This window comes from Salinirubellus litoreus, assembly GCF_037335815.1.
GTDB lineage: Archaea > Halobacteriota > Halobacteria > Halobacteriales > Haloarculaceae > Salinirubellus > Salinirubellus litoreus.
Genome location: NZ_CP147841.1, coordinates 2,464,127 through 2,483,067, shown reverse-complemented (window position 1 = coordinate 2,483,067; position 18,941 = coordinate 2,464,127). Strand labels below are relative to the sequence as shown.

Annotated in this window: 19 protein-coding genes and 1 pseudogene; 11 read left to right on the top strand and 9 right to left on the bottom strand. The window is 65.0% G+C overall.

Annotated features, from left to right (window positions below; all coding sequences use genetic code 11):
- Positions 1-35 precede the first annotated feature (35 nt).
- The 4 genes from WDJ58_RS12260 (at position 36) to WDJ58_RS12245 (ending at position 2,234) form a co-directional block, all read left to right on the top strand.
- Positions 36-503, top strand: a complete 468-nt coding sequence (locus WDJ58_RS12260) for a nuclear transport factor 2 family protein (protein ID WP_338913551.1) — start codon at positions 36-38, stop codon at positions 501-503.
- A gap of 81 nt (positions 504-584) precedes the next feature.
- Entirely contained in the window at positions 585-935 is a 351-nt protein-coding gene (locus WDJ58_RS12255) for an alpha/beta fold hydrolase (protein ID WP_338913550.1), read from the top strand.
- 99 nt (positions 936-1,034) lie between these two features.
- Positions 1,035-1,544 carry a hypothetical protein gene (locus tag WDJ58_RS12250; RefSeq protein WP_338913549.1) on the top strand — a complete coding sequence of 170 codons (510 nt, stop codon included), beginning with the start codon at positions 1,035-1,037 and terminating at the stop codon, positions 1,542-1,544.
- 144 nt (positions 1,545-1,688) lie between these two features.
- Positions 1,689-2,234 carry a cupin domain-containing protein gene (locus tag WDJ58_RS12245; protein ID WP_338913547.1) on the top strand — a complete coding sequence of 182 codons (546 nt, stop codon included), beginning with the start codon at positions 1,689-1,691 and terminating at the stop codon, positions 2,232-2,234.
- A gap of 34 nt (positions 2,235-2,268) precedes the next feature.
- Here WDJ58_RS12245 and WDJ58_RS12240 read toward each other — a convergent pair.
- From WDJ58_RS12240 to WDJ58_RS12235, 3 genes and pseudogenes are all read right to left on the bottom strand, one after another.
- Positions 2,269-3,343: pseudogene (locus WDJ58_RS12240) on the bottom strand (NAD-dependent epimerase/dehydratase family protein).
- 232 nt (positions 3,344-3,575) lie between these two features.
- On the bottom strand, positions 3,576-3,845 hold the full coding sequence (locus WDJ58_RS26350) for a cupin domain-containing protein (protein WP_380661606.1): 270 nt from the start codon (positions 3,843-3,845) through the stop codon (positions 3,576-3,578).
- A gap of 618 nt (positions 3,846-4,463) precedes the next feature.
- Complete coding sequence (locus WDJ58_RS12235) at positions 4,464-5,861, bottom strand: FAD-binding oxidoreductase (RefSeq protein ID WP_338913544.1); 1,398 nt, start codon at positions 5,859-5,861, stop codon at positions 4,464-4,466.
- 381 nt (positions 5,862-6,242) lie between these two features.
- Between WDJ58_RS12235 and WDJ58_RS12230 the strand changes: the two genes are divergently transcribed.
- The 3 genes from WDJ58_RS12230 (at position 6,243) to WDJ58_RS12220 (ending at position 8,957) form a co-directional block, all read left to right on the top strand.
- Positions 6,243-6,935 (top strand): transcriptional regulator FilR1 domain-containing protein, encoded by a 693-nt coding sequence (locus tag WDJ58_RS12230; protein WP_338913543.1) that lies wholly within the window; start codon positions 6,243-6,245, stop codon positions 6,933-6,935.
- A gap of 550 nt (positions 6,936-7,485) precedes the next feature.
- A complete protein-coding gene (locus WDJ58_RS12225; RefSeq protein ID WP_338913542.1) occupies positions 7,486-7,899 on the top strand; it encodes a nuclear transport factor 2 family protein in 414 nt (137 codons plus the stop codon).
- Positions 7,900-8,096: 197 nt separating this feature from the next.
- Entirely contained in the window at positions 8,097-8,957 is an 861-nt protein-coding gene (locus WDJ58_RS12220) for a hypothetical protein (RefSeq protein WP_338913541.1), read from the top strand.
- Between the two features lie 146 nt (positions 8,958-9,103).
- Here WDJ58_RS12220 and corA read toward each other — a convergent pair whose 3' ends face one another.
- From corA to WDJ58_RS12190, 6 genes are all read right to left on the bottom strand, one after another.
- A complete protein-coding gene (corA, locus tag WDJ58_RS12215; RefSeq protein ID WP_338913540.1) occupies positions 9,104-10,099 on the bottom strand; it encodes a magnesium/cobalt transporter CorA in 996 nt (331 codons plus the stop codon).
- Entirely contained in the window at positions 10,096-10,272 is a 177-nt protein-coding gene (locus tag WDJ58_RS12210; RefSeq protein ID WP_338913538.1) for a hypothetical protein, read from the bottom strand. The genes corA and WDJ58_RS12210 overlap by 4 nt, the downstream gene beginning before the upstream one ends.
- A 53-nt stretch (positions 10,273-10,325) precedes the next feature.
- Entirely contained in the window at positions 10,326-10,976 is a 651-nt protein-coding gene (locus tag WDJ58_RS12205) for a DUF6517 family protein (RefSeq protein WP_338913537.1), read from the bottom strand.
- A gap of 94 nt (positions 10,977-11,070) precedes the next feature.
- Complete coding sequence (cysS, locus tag WDJ58_RS12200; RefSeq protein WP_338913536.1) at positions 11,071-12,549, bottom strand: cysteine--tRNA ligase; 1,479 nt, start codon at positions 12,547-12,549, stop codon at positions 11,071-11,073.
- Between the two features lie 69 nt (positions 12,550-12,618).
- Positions 12,619-13,533, bottom strand: coding sequence for a DUF3267 domain-containing protein (locus WDJ58_RS12195; RefSeq protein WP_338913534.1), 915 nt, complete (start codon positions 13,531-13,533; stop codon positions 12,619-12,621).
- Positions 13,534-13,630: 97 nt separating this feature from the next.
- Positions 13,631-14,110: a DUF7523 family protein gene (locus WDJ58_RS12190; protein WP_338913532.1), complete on the bottom strand. Its 480-nt coding sequence runs from the start codon at positions 14,108-14,110 to the stop codon at positions 13,631-13,633.
- Positions 14,111-14,400: 290 nt separating this feature from the next.
- Here WDJ58_RS12190 and WDJ58_RS12185 point away from each other — a divergent pair, with 290 nt between their 5' ends.
- The 4 genes from WDJ58_RS12185 (at position 14,401) to WDJ58_RS12170 (ending at position 18,745) form a co-directional block, all read left to right on the top strand.
- Positions 14,401-15,279 (top strand): CbiX/SirB N-terminal domain-containing protein, encoded by an 879-nt coding sequence (locus WDJ58_RS12185; RefSeq protein WP_338913530.1) that lies wholly within the window; start codon positions 14,401-14,403, stop codon positions 15,277-15,279.
- A gap of 78 nt (positions 15,280-15,357) precedes the next feature.
- Complete coding sequence (locus WDJ58_RS12180) at positions 15,358-16,668, top strand: PQQ-binding-like beta-propeller repeat protein (RefSeq protein WP_338913529.1); 1,311 nt, start codon at positions 15,358-15,360, stop codon at positions 16,666-16,668.
- A gap of 125 nt (positions 16,669-16,793) precedes the next feature.
- Positions 16,794-17,558 carry a tetratricopeptide repeat protein gene (locus WDJ58_RS12175; protein ID WP_338913527.1) on the top strand — a complete coding sequence of 255 codons (765 nt, stop codon included), beginning with the start codon at positions 16,794-16,796 and terminating at the stop codon, positions 17,556-17,558.
- Positions 17,559-17,608: 50 nt separating this feature from the next.
- A complete protein-coding gene (locus WDJ58_RS12170; RefSeq protein ID WP_338913526.1) occupies positions 17,609-18,745 on the top strand; it encodes a DR2241 family protein in 1,137 nt (378 codons plus the stop codon).
- The last annotated feature ends 196 nt before the right edge of the window (positions 18,746-18,941 follow it).

Genomic DNA, 18,941 nt, shown 5'->3' with positions numbered 1-18,941 from the left:
TGCAACGAGAATCATCATATTGACGTACCGTAGAGTTGGCACCGGACACCCTCGTTCCCAAACCGGTTGTAGTGGACAGTGAGGGGAGTTCACCAGAGAGACCAATGGCAAGCAAACACTCTAGAACCGTCGAAGAACTCGAACAGCTGTATACCGCGTTCAACAAAGGTGATATTGAGACAGTCGTAAACGCCATGACCGACGATATCACCTGGATCGAAGCAGAGGGGGAACCGTACGGTGGCACATATCGCGGACCGAACGAGGTACTCCAAATGTTCAAGAGGATCCCCGAGGATTTCGACCACTACGCGGTTACCCCGTCGCGTTTCATCGTTGAAGATGACATAGTGGTCGTCGAAGGGAGTTCCGATGTCACCTCGAAAGACGGGGTTGACTACGAGATCCCCTTCGCCCACGTCTGGCGGCTTGACGATGACAAAATCCATGAATTCCGACAGTACACGGACACCGTCCTCCTGCAGGAGGCCTTCAAGTCATAAACCGACCCCCTGTGATTTGAAATAGAGAAATATATTCCACCGACAGACTAGCTCAATATTCATCGTACTCATCGTTATTCTATGGCAGTAGTTAGCATACCGACGGAACGGTTTGGGGAACTGCCAGGATACGAGTACGAGCCACAGTACGTGTCGGTGGGAGAGCCAGAGATGGCGTACGTCGACCTCGGGGCGGGTGACGAGACGTTCCTCTGTCTCCATGGCGAACCCACCTGGGGCTACCTCTACCGGAAGATGATTCCGACGCTCAGCGAGCGTGGGCGGGTCGTAATCCCCGATTTCATCGGGTTCGGACGCTCCGACAAATTCACGCAACTCGATGCTTACACATTCGAGATGCACTACGAGTCTCTTTCCGCGTTCGTCGAAGCGCTGGGTCTCTCTGATGTCACGCTCGTCGGCCAGGGCTAGGGCGGCGTGCTCGGGCTCCCCGTGGCCGTGCTCGACCATCCGGACCGGTTCGCTCGCCTCGTCCCGATGAACACGGGCGTACCGACAGGACGAGGCGAGATGATCGACGTGTGGTGGATGTTTCGGGAGCACATGGCCGGGACGACCGATCCATCGATCTCGACCGTCGTCCGCGCACTCGGTGACACGGCGGTGTTTCACAAACGAGCCGAGCAACCCGGGCCGTGGGTGGTTCCCGTCGAGCGGGGCGAAGCGGGACTTGATCTCTCACCGGAGGTTATGGCCGCCTACGACGCGCCGTTTCACACGCCGGAGGCGAAGGCGGGTGCTCGGCAGTGGCCGTCGCTCGTCCCGACCGATCCGGAAATGGAAGGAGCGGACATCGGAATGCAGACGGTCGAAGCTCTCGGCAACTGGGAGAAACCCGCGTTCGTCCTCTACTCCGACTGGGATCCGATTACGCACGGGGCCCGTGACGGCCTCCGCGAAATCATTCCGAGCGCGGGCCACCAACCGGACGTCTGGATCGAGGGATCAGGCCACTTCCTGCAGGAGGAAGCCGGCGAAAAGATTGCGGGAGAGATCGTCGCGTTTGTCGATCGGACCTGAATCGAGTCCGTCTGCACGATGATCTCTGCCGAACCCGGTTTCCGTCCCGACCGCAGTGACAGTGGTGAGACTGTCACGACTGTCCTTGCCGTTGGGTCCGAAAGGGGTTGTGAACTATTACCAACCCGGGATCAATGTAAGTACATGCACCTGCCAACGGAGATCAGCGATCCGGTGACCGGTGAACGAATCGTTTTCAACGAGGACGCTTCCGACGACGGGCGTCTTGTCTGGGAGGAGTGGCGACCGGCACACTCCGAACCACCACCCGCCCACTACCACCCCACGACCGAGGAGCGCTTCGTCGTCCGTGAGGGAAAGCTCGTGGTAGAGGTCGAGGGATCCGACAATCATCTCACAGCCGGCGATGAACTCACGATCCCATCGGGGACACCACACGTCTCGCATACCGAGGAGGACGCCGCTCGATTCAGGCGTGAGGTCGCTCCGCCCGGGCAGTGGCGTGAGTTCCTGACCGAACGGTTCGCTTACGCCCATACGGTCGGCGAACGGTCGGGCGTAGGGGGACTCCTCCAGGCGGCACTCTGGCTTCGAGCCTATCCCGGCGTACTTGTCCTCGAGCGACCACCACGCCCCGTCCAGAACCTCCTGTTTCCCGTACTCGTCTTAATCGCCCGGGTCACTGGGCGGACGGCTCACCATCCGTATCCCCGGGACTCACCGGAGTGAATGGGAGGGCTCGAAATGCACCGGGGCCCGGGAGCTATTCGGTAATCGCGTCGAGGAGGCGTTCCTCGGCGTCCCGGCCAGGGTCGAACGTGCTTCCGTCACGGCCGCTCGCGATACACTCCTCGACAGTCCGGGCGATAGACTGCTCGACGGGTGTCGACTCCCATTCCAGCCCTGCGAGTTTGCAGGTGTCGAGCACGTGTGGATACCGCGACCCGAGGTGGTGATAGAGGACGAACTCGTCCGGATCGAGGCCAACGTCTGCAAGTTCGCGTTCGCTCGCGTGGACGACCTCTACCGAGGTCTCGAGTGCGTCGGCGATCAGGGATGACGTCCTCCATCGTGCACACGCGGCGGTCCGCGACGTTGTACGCCTCGCCGGGCTCACCCTGTTCGGCCTCGGCCACGACGCGGATCGCGCTCGCCACGTCCTCGACGTAGGCCCGGTGCCAGATAGCGGTGCCGTCGCCCGGCACGACGACCCGATCGAAGCGATTGAGACGATCGATCCAGTAATCGTGATGTCCCTGGAACCCCGGAAGGTCATCGGCCCACGACGGCGCCTCATCACCGGTTGTGCCGCTCGCGCTGTCGGACGACGGGACTGTTTTCGGGCCGTAGATCATCGTCGGCCGGACGCTCATCGCAGTCACGCCGCGGTCGACCGCCGCAGCGGTCTCGCGGTCGCATTCGGCCTTGCGCGGCCCGTAGGTCGCCATCGAGTCGTCATCGGCCTGTTCGGGCGAAAAACTGTGCAGCGGCGTTTCGTCCTCTCGCTTGGGGATGGCGTGGGCGTCGTAGACGCCGCCACTCGAAACGTAGATGTAGGCCTCGACATCCGCGAAGATCTCCGTGGCCGTTCGGACCTCCCCCGGGTAGAAGGCAGCGCCGTCGACGACGAGATCAGGACCGAGGCGTCGGGCGACGTCGGCGAGTGCGTCCTCGTCGGTTCTGTCGGCGGTGATCCGCGTGATGGGGAACTCCTCTCCGAACCGGAAGCCGTGTCGGTCGCGACTGATCGTCGTAACGTCGTAGTCTTGGTCGAGAAGTTCCCGGACAGTGTGACGGCCGACGAAGCCGGTGCCACCAATCACGAGTGCTGAGTTCATTTGCTTTCGTCTATCTCGTACTCGGGTCATTGTATCTGATAGGGATTATCAGGGCAATGCATCGGGTTTCATAAATATTCTACAGTAGTTGTCATGTACGACGTGCAAGATACGCTTTGCATGTCCAACCCCTTACGATAGTTCGATCGGAAATGGGTGGTATATTCTTGCAGTATCGGTGAATTCCCACCATTTTCACTCCTGAATAAGGGGTATACGCCGAGGCTGGGGCTCAGTCCGCCGTTCCTACAACGGCCAATTCTACCGGACTATCACTGACGACGGTCGTCGTATGTCCCGTGCCGGTCGTATCCTCCGCCAGCAGGATACTTCCCGGTCGGAAGTGCCGTGTCTCGCCATCGCCGGCGGTGAGTTCCATTTCGCCGGATAGCACGAACCAGTAATTACGGGCCGGGGCCACGTGAGGTTCATCTACACTCTCGGGCCACCCGGCGGGCAGCGTCACGAACGCAACGTTCTCGGCAGGTGTGGGCGAAGACATGTTCACCGGAGGAGCCGGTGGAGCGATACCGGTCTCACTGAGTGTCACCTGTTCATCGCTAAAATGCGACTCGCCATGTACGTCGGCAGAGACTCGTGTGTACGTCATCACCGATTCACCTTCATCAGGAGTGTCATGGGTTGGTATGGTTGTAGGTCGTATCGCCTATGAGTTCGATCAAACATGATATTACGGGGCTTGCCATGTTCATGGTGGCTTCGCTGTTCATCGTGTGAACGCGCCACGAAGGAAGCGAAGGCGACGAAGATTCGCTCACCCAAGACGTGACCCCTCACCGCCCTTCGCCCTCTGGAATGGCGACGACGTCGTCGTACGGCGGGCCTCCAGATGCGGTGGTTTGAATCCGAGTTATATGGGCCGGTCTCGTCCCGCGACAGCATCGCGGATTCGTCGGGGTCGATCAGCGTGACGGACAGGTCACGGGATCCGTCTCGGATGGCGCGTGCTCGCTGAGGACCGCACGCGCCAGTCCCCTCAATGATGACCGAGGTTGGCGACGAAGCCGGGATAGACCCTCGCCTCCGGCGTCTCCATCACTTCCACGTCCGCATCGTCTTTTTATAAGTTCTGTTGTGTTATTGTCATTCTGGGAGTAGGCTACTCTCCGGCTGGATCGATGTTCTGGTTCACATGGAAGATATTATCCGGATCGTACTCGGCCTTGATCTGCTGTAATCGCTCGTAGTTGTCTCCGTATGTGGCCCGAATCCGATCCTCGCCTTCCTCCATCATGAAATTGACATAGGCGCCCTCAGCGGAGTATGGGTGGACCGCTTCCCAGTAGCTTCGGGCCCAGTCAGTTATCTCCTCAACCTTCTCCGGGTCCGAATCGACGCCGGCCATGACCATCGACCAGGTCGCATCGCGAGTCGCCCACGCGGTCTCGTCCGCGTCAACCTCATGGACCTCACCGTCGATGGGATAGAGGTGCATCGTGGACTGCGTGGTCGGGACTTCGGCGAACCGCTCGTGCTCGGTGATGGCCTCGTCCGTCAGATCGTACACGAAGTCGCCTTTCCAGTACCAGTGGTCGCCCGGCGGATAGAGCTCATCGAACATGCTCTGCAGGGCTGGATAGGGCATTGGTCCGACGTGCTCGAACAGCGGCTCGGCGACCTCTCGGGCCGGTCGGAGCACTTCTTCGGTCCGATCCTCAGGCCCCAGATAGCACCACATCAACCCACACACCTTCTCGCCGTGGATCTCCTCGGGGAATGGAGGGCCCGGAGGAACCTCCGCGATTAGGTAGAACGCGTAAACGTCGTCCGGCTGTTGGGGTAACCAATCGCGATACCACTGCATAGTGGCCTCAACTGCGTCGATCGACCAGAACGTCGGTCCGGCGATCACCGTCTCCACCGGATGGAGCTGAAACTCGAACGAGGTGACGACCCCGAAGTTACCACCGCCGCCCCGGAGCGCCCAGAACAGATCCTGGTGCTCGTCCTCGCTGGTGTGCACTAGGGAGCCGTCGGCCAGCACGACGTCCGCGCTCAGCAAGTTATCGATCGTCAGGCCGTACTTGCGGGTCAGGTAGCCGTGGCCCCCACCGAGTGTCAGGCCCCCAACGCCGGTCGTGGAGATAATCCCACTGACTGTCGCTAGTCCGAAGGGGTGAGTGGCGTGGTCGACATCGCCCCACGTGCAACCAGCCTCGACCCGCACGGTCTTCGCGTCGAGATCGATACGAATTCCCGTCATGTTCGAGAGGTCGATGACCAGTCCGTCGTCTACCAAACCCAGCCCAGGCCCGTTATGACCGCCGCTACGGATTGCGATATCGAGTTCGTGTTCACGACCGAAATTCACGGCCGCAATTACGTCGGCGGTGCTGGTACACTCGGCGATCAGCCCCGGCTGTTTGTCGATCATTGCGTTGTAGATCGCCCGAGTCTCGTCGAATTCCGGGTCGTGGGAACGGACTAGGGCGCCTCGTAACGTCTCCTGAAACGTGTCGATGGACGTCTGCTCGACGTCACTTATTGGTGTCGCCATGGACCCTCAGACGAGGGTTAGTCACCGATTGCATGGTATTACTGTATTTACATCTACCACGGTGTGTTCGGTGTATACGCCATGAACGTATTGGGATGTGATCCCCCGTTCGGGGTCGAGTACCGGAAATCAGCGACGAACGAGACCGATGCTGTTTCTCTCGGCCTCCCCTGCCACATGTGGATCGGTGTATGCCTCGACGGGTACCATCTTGGTTCTGACCCGCGGTGACGCCGCACCGCCTCACCCTAGATTCATACTCTCTTACAAGAGACCGGAGATATGGACGCCGCACTCGACGACATCGCGTTCCTCGCGAACTCGGAGAACCGAGTGGCGGCTTTCGAGACGCTCGTCGAGGCACCCCGGCCCCGTAGCGAGTTGCTCGACCGGGTCGACGCGTCGCGGGTGACGATCACCCGTATTCTCCGTGAACTCGAAGACCGAGACTGGATCACACGCTCCGGGCGGGAGTATGAGGTGACACCTCTGGGCGAGTGGGTCCACGACGAGTTCATTCGCCTTGTCGACGAGATGGAAGCCGAACGTCGCCTGCACGAACCACTGCAGTGGTTCCCATCCGAGCTGCTAACGTTCGACGTCAGGTGTCTCCGCGATGCTGAACTCGTCATGCTCGACGGGGGTGATGCGACCGTTTTCATCCGACGGGTCCTCGAATTCCATCGCTCCGGCGACCACGTTCGGGGTGTGGCGACCGTGGTCGCCCCGGTGTTCGTCGAGAACCACTGGGAATCGACGGTTCACGGAGAAACGCGACTGAAGATGGTGATCACGCCCGAGGTCCTCGATATCGTCCTGAACCATCCGACCTCCGCCCGTCAGTTTCGCGAAATGCTCGCCGAAGAGGAGACCCGGTTCTACACCTACGAGGACGTGCCGATGTCGGTCGGGATTGTCGATGGCACGGTAGGAATCAATCTCACCGACGAGCAGGGGGTCATCAAAGGGGGAATAGTATCCGACAACGCGGCCGTCTACGAGTGGGCGGTCGACCTCTTCGAGACCTGTCGCGAAGAGGCGAGACCGGTGACTCGCGAGGAGCTCACCGGATAACCGTTCGTCAAGGGTCTTCATAGGGTCCCTCACGATTCGGTATCGTCGTAACGAGCGAACCGATAGTGTATTAAAAGCATCTCACGGTCCGGCAATCTCGCTGGAAAGAGTTACGACGGTCCGTATCGCGGAGTGAACGGTGGTTGCGGGGGTTAGATACCCTCCGGAGAATTGTATCATCCGAACATCTGTCTCTTCTCCGGGGGAGTCACAGCGAATGATACCTCGTCTGATTACGGAGCGGAGTCACCACCGAAGAGTAGCCCAGTTACTCACTGGCCCCTCTTGCCAGGGACCCTCGGCGTCGTTAGGGGTTCGAAGTGACCTAAGCCTGCTGTCGATCAATCTTCTGTCGAGAGTTCGGTCATTAAACCGCTGTCGATATCAGAACTCGCGGCATCATCCCCGGCGCGGTGGAGATAGCGAATAGTGACACGCTCAGATACAGCCTATGTGCCGGTGTAGTCGTTTACACTGTGAACATCATCACGGTCTGAACCTCGTTCAATCCGTGTTATAATGTAGCATCCTCCATCAGACAATAACGACCATGTCCACCGGCCAACGAACCAGTGTTGACGTAGTTCAGGGTATCTACGAGGCCGTTGAACGAGGTGACCTCGACGAGATTATTGCTGCACTTGACGAAGATGTCGAGTGGGTTGAGCCCGAGGGTGGGACATACGGCGGCACGTACCACGGTCCCGATGAAGTGATGGAAAATCTGTTCACTGAGCTCGGCGGCGAGTGGAAGGAGTTCGAGATCGAGCAAGATCGCTTCATCGTCGACGGCCATACGGTCATTGCGCTCGTCACTCACTGCGGAATTCAGGCCGAATCCGGCCAACGCTTTGAGGCGCCAATGGCAGACGTCTGGGAGGTGGTGAACGGGAGAGTAATCCGGTTCCACCACTACGTTGGAAGCATCAATTACGTGAATGCAAGAACGAACGATGGAGAGTAACGATTCTATCCTACTTCGTCGGAATACTATTTCGTCGACGGTGCTCCACGAGCAGTACGTTACTCGTGCAGTAGCACCCAGGCGAGCTATGCCGTCAGGAACAGCATGCCGTATACAGCGGATGAATTTATCAGAAATATTTTCTATCCGACTATATGATCGAATAGATCTATACAATAATTCTTCGCGAACCAATATTGTCCGGCGTTCGAGATCCGACCCCCCACCAACCGATAGTTATGAACAGCATGTCCTCGGGTACTGACACCAACACGCCCATCCGGCGCTACGCGTTCTACGTTGCGGTCGTCGTCGCTATCGCCGTGGTGGGCATCACCCTTGGTCAGTTTTTACCACATATCATCCTTGGTTGGACAGGCTCTCTCGGCAATCGCTCAATTTTCGGTCTGGTCACCATGGCCGGTGCGTGGACGGCCTTGTTGGGCATGGCGGTCCAGTTCTACCGGCCGATTGAGCGGGTGAACGCCATCCTATTGCTCCCTACTATCACGGTTCTTTCGGGGGTCATCGGGTTTGCGACCGGCACTGTCTTCGCTACACTAACGCTCGTAGTGGCTGCCATCGCCCTCGTACCGCTGGTGCTGCATCCGGCAGGACGGTCCGTGCTCCGATTCGACCGTGTGAGGTCGCCGAACCGACTGTTAGTCGGGCTGTGGGTCGTTGGCGCTATCTTCTTGATCGTCTACGGCGGCCAAGAACTCCTCAAGCAGTTCACGCTCACCGGGGAAGACGCCCTCAGAGGGCACTACGGCGACCTTGCCATATGGGCGTTCGCTATCGCAGTGTGGGGCGGGCTGGCAGTCTTCCGACGGCGTGACTGGCGATTCGCCGCCTGGATATCGGGGTTCGTTGCTCTCTATCTCGGGGTGAGTTCGGCGGTCTTCCCCGACGCATCGTCAAGTCTCGGGTCGGTCAGCGGCCTTCTGATTGCCATCTGGGCCATTACCTTCGTCGCCACGACTGAGCGCGTCAGGGGCGGCCAAATCGAGGAATCCGGTGCTACTGAGAAATCAAGAGGGAGACCAAAGAACATTTAGCGAGTTATTCCCTCGCTATCATCGGTTATCCTCCGGGATTGGTCCAGGAAGGGCTGATTTAATCGCCGAAATATATTAGTAGATTTCTATCTCTTCTCATGGGAGTTCTGATGGGACCGCTCGCCCTGGGGCTGTAGGTGCAGTTACTACAGGTAGCCTCGCCGTCGGAAGTGCAGGAGCATGACGGCGGCGACGCCGACCATCCCGATCATCACCGACGGATAGCCGAACGTCCAGCCGAGTTCGGGCATGTTGTACGGCGATCCCGAGAAGTTCATCCCGTAGACGCCGACGACGAACGTGAGCGGGAGGAATATCGTCGCGATGACCGTCAGCACCTTCATCACCTCGTTGGTCGACTGCGAGACGGTGTTGAGGTAGATGTCCCGCGCGCCGCGGGCGAGGTCGCGGTAGGTCTCGATGAGGTCGACGACCTGGACGAGGTGGTCGTAGACGTCCCGCCAGTACTTCTCGGTCTCCGGGCGGACGTGCCGGGGGTCGCCCCGCGAGAGGACGTTGGTGGCCTCCCGCGCCGCCCACGCGATCTTCCGGAACGCGAGCAGGTCGCGCCGGACGGCGTTGATCGCCTCGAGGGTCTCGATGTCGGTCGAGACGGTGACGTCTTCCTCGATCCGCTCGATCTGGCGCTCGATGGCGTCGAGGATCTCGAAGTACTCGTCGACGAGGACGTCCACGACACGGGAGGCGGTGAAGTCGGGGCCGCGTTCGAGCAGTCGCTCGTCGCCGCGACCGACCCGCTCCCAGACCCGCTCGACGGCATCGGCCCGTGAGGCCGAGAGCGTGACGACCCAGTCCTCGCCGAAGACGACGCCGACGGGATCCGCCCGGACCTCCTCGTCGAACGTCTGCTCGCCCCGCCGGAGTTCGGCGTCCTTGACGAGCGTGAACGTGTAGTCACCGAACTCCTCGGTCTTCGCCCGGACGTCGCCGCGGACGTCATCGACCACGAGCGGGTGGATATCGAACGCGTCGGCGACGCGTTCGAACTCCCCCGGCGCGGCGTCGGTGACCCGGACCCACGTCGTCCCGGTCGCGGCCCTGGCCGCCCGGAGCGCCTCGGGGCCGTCGTCGTCATACGTGACGAGTTCGCGGTCGGTCCCGAACACCATCGCGCGGATCACGACCGATCACCTCCCGTCCGGCCGCCGCCGACGGCGAGCAGCGCGATGCCGACCATCACGCCCGCGACGGCGAGCGACCGCCCGGGGTACGCGGCGACGACGCCCACCGCGTAGCCGAGCGTCCCGAGGACGACCAGCCCGGTACCCGCGAGGAGCGGTACGTTGGGTCGCATACCACCCGTCGGTCGCGGGCGGGTGAAAAGCGTGCGCCCGCCGTGGTCCCGGATCAGTCCCCCGTCTCGTGCTGGATGCCGCGGAGCATCGCCTCGACGCGGGCCGCCTCGCCGTCGAGTCGGGCGGGGTAGACGGCGATGGCCACCACGAAGTCCCCGCCGTGCTGGAACTTCGTCACGTGTAGCGCGAGGTCGATCCCCACGCCGGCGACGGTCGTGGTCGCGTCGAACCGCGAGACCGTCCGGGGCTCGCCGAGTATCTCGACCGTGCGGTTACCCACGAACCGCACGTCCTCGATCGAATCGTACTGGGACTGGAGCCGGAGCGCCAGGTCGCGGTTCGAGAGCCCCTCGACGGGGTTGAGGGTTTGGCCCAGGACCTCGACCTGCGGCGTGGCGAGGACGGTGAACCGGGCGAACGGTGCCTCGCCGAGCGGGCCGAGGTCGACCGCCCGCTGGTAGCTCGCCACGTGGTTCGTCACCGTGACGTTCCGCGTCTCGCCGGCCACGGTGAACGACTGGGTGGCCGTGTTCGCTCCCACTCTGACCGTCTCGTAGCCGGCCCCGGACTGCCGGGCGTCGGCCACCTCGACGGGGTCGGCCTCGAAGGTCGCCGGCTCCTCCCCGGCCAGGAACCCGATACAGCCGCTCGAGAGCACGAGGAAGGCGAGCACGAGGCCCGCGGGGGCTCGCCGGTGATGCATGATCGTGGTACTCGGAGGGGTCGAATAAGCGGTGTGGCCGCCTCGGGAACCGAGGCAGCCCCACGGATGACGACTCGGGGGAGAACGGGAGCCGTCAGAGCCGGTAGCTCGGCCCGTCGTCGGTGTCCTGGATCTCGATCCCCAGGTCCTCGAGGTCGTCGCGGACGGCGTCGGCGCGGTCGTAGTTCCCGGCCTCGCGCTCGCGCTCGCGGACGCCGAGGAGGAGTTCGACGAGGTCACCGACGAGTACCTCACCCTCCGCCTCGCCTTCGAAGACGAACCCGAGGACATCCCCACCCAGATCCTCGAAGGTCTCGACCGCGCGGCGGAGCCCCCGGTAGTCGTACTCGTCGGCCTCGACGTGGCGGTTGATCGCCCCCGCGAGGTCGAGCAGTGCCGTCAGCGCCTCGCGGGTGTTGAAGTCGTCGTTCATCGCCGCCTCGAACCGCTCGCGGACGTCCACGACGTCCGCCCGGAGCTCGTCGTCCTCGACCTTCGAACCGGCGTCGGGCGAGTCGAGTGCTCCGACGGCGGCGTCGTACCCTCGCTCCAGGCGCTCCCAGCGTTCCTCGGCCTCCTCGATGGCCCCCTCGCCGTAGGACTGGCGGGCGTTGTACCGTGCCGCGAGGAAGAACGAGCGGAGGACGTTCACACCGAGTTCGCGCAGGGCGTCCTTCGCGTAGAAGTAGTTGCCGAGCGAGGAGGACATCTTCTCGCCGCCCGTTTCGAGGAGTGCGGTGTGGAGCCAGTAGCGCGCGAACGTCTCGCCCGTGGCCGCCTCGCTCTGGGCGATCTCGTTCTCGTGGTGGGGGAAGACGAGGTCCCGTCCGCCGGCGTGGATGTCGAGCGTCGGCGCGAGGTGGGTCATGCTCATCGCCGAGCACTCGATGTGCCAGCCCGGCCGGCCCTCGCCCCACGGCGAGTCCCAGGTCTCGCCGGTCGGATAGTCGTCCGGCTCCGGCGCGTCCGTCTTCCGGTGTTCGTCGACCGACTCGGGGGGGACGCCGTCGGCCTTCCAGAGCGCGAAGTCCTGGGGGTGGCGCTTCTCACTCCGCTCGTCGGGGTCGCCCTGGGCCTCGACTTCGTCGAGTTTCTGGTTCGATAGCTCGCCGTAGCCCTCGAACGTCGTCACGTCGAAGTAGACCGACCCGTTCGACTCGTAGGCGTACCCCGCCTCGATCAGCGTCTCGACGAGGTCGACGATCTCGGGGACGTGCTCGGAGACCCGGGGGTATACCTCCGCGCGGAGGAGGTTCAGCCCACGCATGTCCTCGATCACGCTCTCGGTGAAGTGGCGGGCGACCTCGCGCTCGGAGTCACCGAGGTCGTCCTCGCCGACCCGGGCGACGATCTTCTCGTTGACGTCGGTGAAGTTCTCCACGTGGCGAACCCCGTAACCCAGGTGGGAGAGCCACCGGTGGATCACGTCGACGTGGACCCACGATCGGGCGTGGCCCAGGTGCGCGTGATCCGAGACCGTCAGGCCGCAGTAGTAGAGGAGGACGTCGTCGGGATCCTGCGGCTCGAACGCCTCGCGCTCACCCGTTCGCGTGTTCGTCACGCGGAGCGACATGCCCGGGAGTACTGGTGGGGGGCGTTTGAACTCGTCGGAACCCATCCGGATCCCCGTCGGTGGCGCGCCTCACCGCGTCTCCGCCCCGTGTGACGTTCCCCTCCCCCGGCGGTAGCTCCGCACGAGCGCGTAGGTCAGCCCGACCAGCGCGCCGACGCTCAGCACGCCCGGGCCGACGCCCAGCGAGATCTCGTCGGGCGTGTTGACGAACGAGAACAGGTACGTGAACGTCCCGGGCGTGCCGACAGTGAGCGATTCGATGCCGAGCACAGAGAGGACGAGCGGCCCCCCGATTCCGAGGGTCAGGAAGGTGGCGAACGCCGCGACGGCGGCCCCCGAAAGCGCGTCCCAGGCGAGCGCCGTCACCGACACCGCCCGGGTCCGGTCACCCGCCCGGCCGACGATACTGACGCCGGCCTCGTGGTCCCGGACGCGGACGTGCGCGGGGTAGCTCAGGACCGTCAGCGTCATCCAGACGTCGGCGACCGCCCCGGCGGCGTTCAGCGCCAGGGGAACGACCAGCCACCCCCACTCGAAGGCGAGCATGACCGGCACACCGACGAGCGTCAGCCCGACCAGCGGCGTCAGGAGGACGACGACGAACTCGTTCCGGGAGAACTCGTGGTCGGTCGTCGCGTAGGCGTACGGCAGGATGAAGTGTGCGAGCCCGACGCCGTATCGCGGCTTCCCGCCGTAGTAGCGGATGGCGAGCCCGTGGAGCCACTCGTGGGGGACGATGAACACGGTGCCGAGGAACAGGAGGACGAGGACGTCGAGCGCCTCGTTCCACCAGCCCACGCCCGGCGGGGCGAACCGGAACGTCGGCGGCACGCCGGTCCCCGCCTGGTAGATCGCGCTGAACGCCGCCCAGCCGAACACCATCCCGAGCGTGCCGACCGCGGTCATCTGGATGGTGAGCCCGCGGGTCAGTTCGAGGTCCACGAGGACCGGCTCGTCGGCGGTGGCGGTATCGGTCGGGGACATGGGGCGACTTCGGCGATCCCACTTGTATGCCCGGCGAACGTGATCGGTCGGATCCCCCGAAACCATCGGACGCCGGATGCGACCGTCCGGACGCACCTCACCCCAGCGCGTCCTCGACGAACCGGATCGCGTCGGGGCCGTCGCGGCGGTTCACGGCCACGAGGAGGACGCCATCGGTCGCCCCCGCCGCGCCGACCGCGACCCCCTCGGCGTCGAGGCGGGCGAGGACGTACCCGAGCGTCCGGGGGTCGACGCCGTCGCCCGTCGCGGTGATACCGGTCAGGTCGCCGGTACCGGGAGCGAGGAGCGTGTCGGCGACCCGGAGCAGCGCCTCGCCGGGGTCGTCCGTCGGGCCGAGCCCCGAGCGCATGTTCACCCTGACCCGTCCCTCGGTAGCGGGCCGCTCGTAGTCGGGCAGATCCTCGGCGTACCGCCTGAGCGCGGCGGCGACGGCCTCCTCGTCGCCGAGGTCGAGGAACCGCGCGGCGGCGGTGTAGTTGACACAGCCGGCGCGGAGCGCGTCGCGGAGGAAGGGGCTCGCGCGAACGGCCCGGCGAGTCTCGGCGGCGACGGTCATGCGCGAGGGCGGGTCCCGGGCGAGGAAAACCCATCGGTGACGGGGGGAGGGGGCGGCCGATGACGATGTTCGGGCAAGCGTGTACAGGTTGAAAATACCACCTCGAAAGCTCCCGCGTTCATTCCCACCCGGATTTGCCGACCGATCAGCCATTATCGGGCGGGAACGAAAGGGGCGAGCCTCCCGAGTCCAGCGCCTCGGGGCTTTCGAGGAGGTACCGTTTATGCTCATACCGGCATCCCAGGCCACCTGTCGAAACCCCCAAGAAGCGCAGACACCTCCCTCCAGCCATGACCGGACAGGCACTCCTCATCGTCGCCCACGGGTCACACCTCAACCCCGAGTCCTCGACGCCGACGTACCGGCACGCCGACACCGTCCGTGACTCGGGCGCGTTCGACGAGGTGGTCACGGCGTTCTGGAAGGAGGAACCCTCGTTCCGCGAGGCGCTGCGGACGATCGACGCCGAGGAGGTGTACGTGGTCCCGATGTTCGTCTCGGAGGGCTACTTCACCGAGCAGGTCATCCCGCGCGAACTTCGCCTGGAGGAATGGGACGTCGCCGAGTGGGAGTCGGACGGGACGTCGGCCACCCACGCGACTCTTCGGGCTACGGACGTCGGTAAGACGATCCACTACTGCGGGCCGGTGGGGACCCACGACGCGATGACGGACGTCATCGTCCGCCGTGCGGAGACGGTCACGGGAGATCCGAACGTGGGTGAGGGGTTCGGCCTCGCCGTGGTCGGCCACGGCACCGAGCGCAACGAGAACTCCGCGAAGGCGATCCAGTACCACGCCGACCGCATCGAGGCGTCGGGCCGGTTCGACGAGGTGATGGCCGTCTTCATGGACGAGGAACCCGAGGTCGACGACGTCGCCACCCTGTTCTCGACCGACGACGTGGTCGTCGTCCCGCTGTTCATCGCCGACGGCTTCCACACCCAAGAGGACATCCCCGAGGACATGGGGCTCACCGACGACTACCGGGAGGGGTACGACGTCCCCGCCGAGGTCGAAGGGCGGCGGATATGGTACGCCGGTGCGGTCGGAACCGAGGCGCTGATGGCCGACGTGGTGCTCGAACGGGCGGCCGAGGCGGGCGCGGACGTCGGCGACGCCATCGAGCGTGTTCGCGAGCGGACGCGGGCGGCGAGCGCCGACGACTGAGCGGGTTATCACATTCGTCGTGGTTCCGAAGTGACCGGGACACAAGACACTTCTCGCGCCGCGCCGCAACTCCCGGGCGTGTCCCCCGCCCCGCCCTCCAGGGGTTCGGATCAGCCACGCTTCCACTCGCCCTCGTTCGATTCGGCCCGATCCAGTCCGTCGCGCCGCGCGTTCCTCGCCGCCTCGGGGACCGCGGTAGCGAGCACCCTGGCCGGCTGTAGCCTCCTCGGCGGACGCGCCGAGATCGCGGCGTTCCACGACGGCGACTGGCTCACGTACGGCAACAGTCCCGGGAACACCAACCGCGTCGCCGGCGGCGCGCCGGAACCCGACGACCACGGGATCCTGATCCCGGCCGGCTGGTCGTACGCCCCGCCCGTCGTCCACGAGGGAGTGGTCTACTTCGGCACCGATCGGGAGGTCCTCGCGGTCACGCCGGACGGGGACGAGCGATGGTCCAGGCGTCTCGACAGCGAGGTCCCCGACCCCGACAGTGAGGCCTCCGGCCCCGACGCCGAGGTCACGGGCGCGCCCGCACTCGACCCGGATCGTGAGCGGCTCTACGTTCCGACACAGGCCGCACGTCAGTCGAGTGGCCCGGATCCGTCACCGGCGGCCGTGACCGTGCTCTCGCTCGACGACGGCGGGATTCTCGACGTACACCGCGTCGGCGACGACCGGACGTACGGCGCAACCGTCGTCGACGGCGACGTCTACGTCCGGAGCGCGACCGCCTGTGTGAGACTCGCGCCGGACGGCACCGAGCGCTGGCACCGTTCCCTGGAGCCGCTCGTCTACGACGAGTACAACCTCGGCGACTCGACCGCGACACAGGTCGCACCCGCCGTCACCGGGGAGGGCGTGTACGTCCCCGACCGGGACGCGCTCGTGAAGCTCGATCCCGGGAGCGGCGAGGAGCGCTGGCGGGTTCCCGTCGACACGCCGTACGCCGCTCCGGTCGTGGACGACGAGGGCGTCGTCCAGACGGGGTGGCAGGGGACCGTCGCCGTCGACCGCGCGGGCGAGATCCGCTGGCGGCGCGACCTCCATAGCCGCGCCGCCGCCGCGGCCGACGACGGGGACGTCTACGTGGCCGGGAACGACCTCCACGAACTCGACGCCGGGACCGGCGAGACGAACTGGCGGGCCCACCTCCCGAGCGAGGGTACGGCCGCGCCAGTCGTGACCGACGAGAGCGTCCTCGCCGCGACCGGGGGCGTCCGAGCGTTCCGCAGGGACGTCGACGGCTTCCCGACCCCGGATCGGGTGCGGTGGCGGACCTCCTCGGTCCCCGTGACCGCGTTCTCCTCGCCGGTCGTCGCGGCCGGGCGCGTGTTCGTCGTCGGACCGGCCGGTCTGCTGGCGCTCCGGGCGGAGGCGGACGGCTGAGGGCTGAGGCGGCGATTCCGACGACTCCCGACGGTCGAGGCCGCGTTGGCCGCTGACGAAGCGTCCTCGCGACCCGGGTGGACATCACCGACGCCGCTATCCCCGCTGGCCGCCTTCCCGAGTCCATGACTCACGCCCGAAAGCACCGCTTCTCCTCGGGACCGGGGTTCGGCGACCCGTACGCGGGGTTCACGCTCGAACTCGACGGTGACGGGGACTCGCGTCGCGTCGACCCGACCGACTCGCACGCACTCGCGGACCTGCTCGATCCCGATGGATACGCGCCGGAGGAGGTCGACCCCGACGCCCTGCTGGAAGTGGGGCTCGGCTACCTCGCGATCGAGGAGTACGAGTCGGCCATCGACGCGTTCGCCCGGGTCGCGTGGTTCGCACCCGAGAGCCCCGCCGCCGTCGAGGCGTGGGTGAACCGCGGGGTCGCCCACGCGCAACTGGGCGAGTACGACGAGGCCGCCGGCGCACACCGAGAGGCGCTCTCGCTCGACCCGGACCCGGGCGTGGCGGCCGTCGCGGAGACGAACCTCGCGTACGCGCTCTGGGAGTCGGGGGACTCCTCGAACCCCCTCGAACACGCCGAGCGGGCGGTCGAACTCGACCCCCGGCTCGCCGACGCCTGGTACAACCTCGGGGTCCTCTACAACGAACGGGGACTCTCGGAGGACGCCGTCGAGGCGCTCTCGCGTGCCGAACGGCTCGGCTCCGACCGGACGCTGGTCCGCGGGGAGCTCGACCTCGCCCGCGACCGGCTCGGCGAGTTCGACGAAGCCGAGGTCGTTCCGGAGGGAGCCGAGCGGAACGCAGCGGAGCGCGACAGCGAGGTGACGGGGATCCCGGGCGACGCGAGAACCCGGCACGAGCGTCTCGGGGCCTGATCACCGGCGCCGAGCGCCCCGTTTATCACGGTACGGCGACGAGGTAGGGTATGCACACCGACCAGCTCTCGGCGCTACTCGAGGCGGCCGAGACCGGGGTGAAGTTCGACGGCCTCCGAGTGGCCAGGGAGGACGGCGGGTACACCTTCGAGACGCCGAGCGCCCGCCACGAGGGGCTCACCGAGCGGGAGTTCCGCGAGGCCTGCGAGGGGAGCCCGTGGTACGTCTCGAACTGGCACTACTGGACGACCGGAACCAGGGGCGAGGCCGACCGGGCGTTCCTCCGGTGGGTCGAGGCGGCCGACGAGCGGGCGGTCCCCGAGCGGTACCAGGCGCTCGCGGACGGGCTCTCCCGGACCTGGGGGGAGCTCTCCGTCGAGGCGGAACTCGGCGAGAACGGGGAGCGCCGCTACCACCTCCGGAACGTCGAGGACGCCGAACGGGAGCTCGCGGAGCTGGAGGTCCACGCGGATCCGCGGGAGGCCCGCGAGATCGTCACGTACGATGACCGGGGTCGCTACCGGCCGCTGAAGACCGCGCCCACGCTCCCGACGGGCTGGGCGTTCGCCGACCTCGACGGGGCGGCGCTCACCGACGCCGTCGAGTACGTCTATCCGGCGACGGTCGCCAACTGGCACCTCGAACGCGAGGGGGAGCTCGACGTGAGCCACTGGCGCGAGACGGTCGAGCGACAGACTGGCATCTACGGCCTCGTGAAGACCTGGGATCGGGGCGAGGGCCACGACCACGTGAACTGGGTCGCCGAGGCCTGCTGTGTCGACTCCCAGTGTCTCAAGCGCCGCGAGTGGCAGTACGACGAGGAGACCGACCTCGACGTGGACGGCGGCGACGGCGTCTTCCCCTGCCGGGAGCCCTGTTCGCTGGTCATCGCGGCCGCCCGTCGCTGGACGCGGCTCGAAGGGGAGTCGGAACAAACGTACGAGTTCGAGCTGACTCCGAGCGAGAAGGAACAGATCGAGGAGATCGTCGACGCCGTCGCCGACGGCCGGGCCGACGAGATACGGGAAGCGGACACCAAAGAGCCCGCGAACCGCTACCGGGCACGGTTCCTCCGCGCCAAGCGGTTCGACGAGGAGGGGAACCTCTGTGGGGTGCCGACCGATCGTGAGAACGACGAGACGGACAACGGGAGTGGGGACGACGACGAGGACGACGAAGACGAGTAGCGAAGGACGCCCGGAGAGTCGAGGTCGACCCGCCCTCGGAGACAATACCCCCGCGACGGCTCACCGAGAAGGAAATCGAGGCTAGTCGACTGTACCGCGAGCGAACGAGCGAAGCGAGTGAGCGAGCGGCCTTTTTCACCCATGTTTTTGCGCCGAGTGGTTGCCGGCTCCGCCGGCAACCCGAGGCGGAAAAAGA